The 2067-nt window shown below is 65.2% G+C and carries 1 protein-coding gene and 1 rRNA gene; both read right to left on the bottom strand.

Annotation, left to right across the window (positions count from 1 at the left end; translation table 11 throughout):
- Positions 1 to 1289 precede the first annotated feature (1289 nt).
- The gene (locus tag AC1DDO_RS22960; RefSeq protein WP_476869986.1) at positions 1290 to 1505 is read right to left on the bottom strand and encodes a tautomerase family protein; all 216 of its coding nucleotides are present in this window, start codon (positions 1503 to 1505) and stop codon (positions 1290 to 1292) included.
- 472 nt (positions 1506 to 1977) lie between these two features.
- Positions 1978 to 2067, bottom strand: a 5S ribosomal RNA gene (rrf, locus tag AC1DDO_RS22955); the annotation flags it as partial.

Raw genomic sequence — 2067 nt, 5'->3', positions numbered from 1 at the left:
GCCGCCTCCGGTTCCCAGCATTTCCGCTGGTCTCCCTCTCGGCGACTTAGAAAACAATACACCCACCACGCCCCCACCGCAAACCCACCCCCACACACCCCCACCACCACCCCAAAACCCCCAAAACCCGCGGCCAAACGCGGGCCCGGATGCGGCAAACACGCCCCGGTTGCCATCCGGTGGCCTTGTATCCTCCATCACACGTCTGCCCCACGGTCGGCACCACCGAATGGGCGGGATACTGCCGGCACCGAGAGACGGGCGTCGCTGCACCGAGATGCGTTCCAGCGCCAGGGCGTCGCATGGCGTGAAGCTGCTGCCCTGAAGGAAGTCGGGCTTACCAACCGTCCCCGGGAGACCAGGAGCAGCAGCTTGTCGCTGCTCCTCCGGCCATCGTCCTCACGCTCCTCGACGCTGTCATGGGCCTGTGCCGTCTGATTTCGGGAGTGGCGGGACGGACGGCTCGGACTCGCCGACGCCGGCAGCTGCCGACGCCCCGCCCCGTGGTGCGGGATGGTGAAAGCCAAAAGAGTGCGCCAGCCGCGGATATCGACGACTCCATCCGGTTGTTCCGGACCAGGAACCGTGGCCCGTGGTCTCTTTCGTCCTCAAGCCGTCCGGTTTCGAGCCGGGCGCCGCAGGTCACTGGAGAATAGGACCCCGGGCGTATGAACCGAACCGGACGTGCTTTCGGCATCGCTTGCTGTGGCCGGCCCCGCCAAGGCGAAGTGATCCACGGAGAGCTAGCGGCGGAATCGATCACAACCCGGCCCCCGGAAAATGCACATCGCATACCGCTGCTGGAACCCGGGAACAGTAGCGGCCTCACCGCATACCGTGCTGCGTCGAGTGATACTTGGCCATAGACAGCCGTCTCCTCCGACTTCTTCTAGGGTGTTCAATTGACGCAGAGTTTCAAGGGTGGGCTGGAGAGGCCTGGAAAGCTCATGAGAGTATCCGGCCCCTGGGTCGTGGTAATTCCTAAAAGTTCGCACATCGAATTCCAGGTGAGGTTTCGTTGGTTGGGGCGCTTCTTCGGCCCATGGCGGGTGGAGCGCCCCACCATTCGAGAGGTAACGTAAACCCCCGAAAGCCCTGGCGACGTGGATCACGGTGAATCTCCTGGCGGATGAACATATGCCGTTGTCATTCTTGACCGAACGCCCCTCTGATGGCTTGGAGTGCCTCGAGCGCATGGGCTACCCGTTCGAGCCGAAAAGTAGTGCCCGCTGCGCCGACCGGCGCGACAACAGCAGATCCGCGCGCTGCAGGGCGGCTAAGCCGAAATCCTAGGATCGGCCCTGCAGTGATTCGTCTTGGCCGGAGTCAGCCAGCGTGATCCCTGCGACAGACCAGTTCTCCCTGGGCAATTCCTGGAGGGTGACTCTGATGGTGTCCGGCCGCATTTCCATGACGCGCGCATACGTTGCCGTCAGTTCCGAGAGCAGCTCGCGTTTCTTGGCAGTTGTAGAAGGGCTGGCGTTGAGAATCTGGATAAGTGGCATGGTTCAGTCTTGCATTGGCCGTTTCGCTTCCAGGAGTAGCTGCCCCAGGCCGGCGAAGTCGGTGTGTGAACTTGGCGACGTTCCTCTGAGCGTGCAGTATCCGACGGCGGCGATTCAGTTCTTCCTCTCCCGGTGGCCGGGAGGGGCCTGCGGGCCTCCCGGTAGGGTGTGGGGCCGGTTGGCGTGGTCCCGGGGCACTGGTGTCGGCTTCCGGCGGCGGGAGGGCCGGGGCCGTTTGGCGGGGGTCCTGGCCGGCGGCAGCGGGCCGGGGTCCGGCGGCGGCGGCGTCCGGGGTTTGCTGGCCGGCGGCGGCCGCGGGGTCGGTTCCTCGCGGCAGCGCGGTTCTGGCGGCAGCGGGGTCGTGGCCGGCGTCCTGGCCATCCGGCCCCGGCTGGACGCTCAAAAACGAAGTGGGGGGTTAAATGCGGGAGGACCCCCAACATGTGTTGGGGGTCCTCGACCGTTAATGGTGTTCCGGCGGTGACCTACTCTCCCACACCCTCCCGGGTGCAGTACCATCGGCGCTGTGGGTCTTAGCTTCCGGGTTCGGGATGGGACCGGG

The sequence above is a fragment of the Arthrobacter sp. 10N43 genome (assembly GCF_056394525.1).
This window is presented reverse-complemented; position numbering and strand designations above follow the sequence as displayed.